Origin of the sequence: Streptomyces calidiresistens (assembly GCF_014141525.1) — a bacterium.
In the GTDB taxonomy this organism is placed as follows: domain Bacteria; phylum Actinomycetota; class Actinomycetes; order Streptomycetales; family Streptomycetaceae; genus Streptomyces; species Streptomyces calidiresistens.
In genome coordinates, this window is the sequence record NZ_VKHS01001316.1 from 1 (window position 1) to 915 (window position 915).

Annotated in this window: 1 protein-coding gene; it reads left to right on the forward strand. The window is 70.6% G+C overall.

All coding sequences use genetic code 11. The annotated features are described in order from the left end of the window. Nucleotides 1–137: 137 nt before the first annotated feature. On the forward strand, nucleotides 138–887 hold the full coding sequence (locus FOE67_RS27070) for an ABC transporter permease (RefSeq protein ID WP_182667450.1): 750 nt from the start codon (nucleotides 138–140) through the stop codon (nucleotides 885–887). Nucleotides 888–915 lie beyond the last annotated feature (28 nt).

A 915-nucleotide genomic window follows, 5' to 3' on the forward strand; every position in this document is an offset into this window, starting at 1 on the left:
GATCCACCGAACCCACCCCTCCCGGGGGGCCCCGCGATCCCGGGGCCCCCTCCGGGACCACCGCGATCCGCGGCCACCGCCCCGTGCCGGCCCCGTGGGCCTGGTTGCGGCGCAACGCCGTGGTCGTCGTCGGTCTGATGGCCCTGGGGTATCTGCTGCTGCCCAACCTGGTCGTCCTGGCCTACTCCTTCAACGACCCCGCGGGTCGCTTCAACTACCAGTGGCAGTCCTTCTCCACCGAGGCGTGGACCAATCCCTGCGCGGTGCCGGAGATGTGCTCGGCGCTCGGCCTGAGCCTGCGCATCGCCCTGCTCGCGACCCTGGTGGCCACCGCCTTCGGCACCCTGGCCGCCTTCGCGCTGGTCCGCTACCGCTTCCGGGGACGGAACCTCGCCCAGTCCCTGATCTTCCTGCCGATGGCGATGCCGGAGGTGGTGATGGCCGCCTCGGTGGGCACGCTCTTCCTCAACATGCGGGTGGAGTTCGGGTTCACCACCATCCTCATCGCGCACATCATGTTCTGCCTCAGTTTCGTGATCGTGGCGGTGAAGGCGCGGGTGGCGAGCATGGACCCGAGGCTGGAGGAGGCCGCGCGCGACCTGTACGCCGGGCCGGTGCAGGCGTTCGTGAGGGTCACCCTGCCGATCGCGGCGCCGGGCATCGCGGCCGGCGCGATGCTCAGCTTCGCCCTGTCCTTCGACGACTTCATCATCACCCAGTTCAACGCCGGGCCCTCCACGGTCACCTTCCCGATGTTCGTGTGGGGCGCAGCGCAGCGCGGGGTGCCGGTCCAGGTCAACGTGGTCGGCAGCGCCATGTTCATCCTGGCCGTCGGGATCGTGTTGGCCGGACAGATCCTCGGGCGGCGCCGGGCCGCCCGCGTCTGACACCTCCGTACCCGACCCCTTCCCGGCC

What these genes read in the sequence shown, in the direction of transcription:
- FOE67_RS27070 (WP_182667450.1), top strand. Translation starts at nt 138, where the DNA reads ATGGCCCTGGGGTATCTGCTGCTGCCCAACCTGGTCGTCCTGGCCTAC.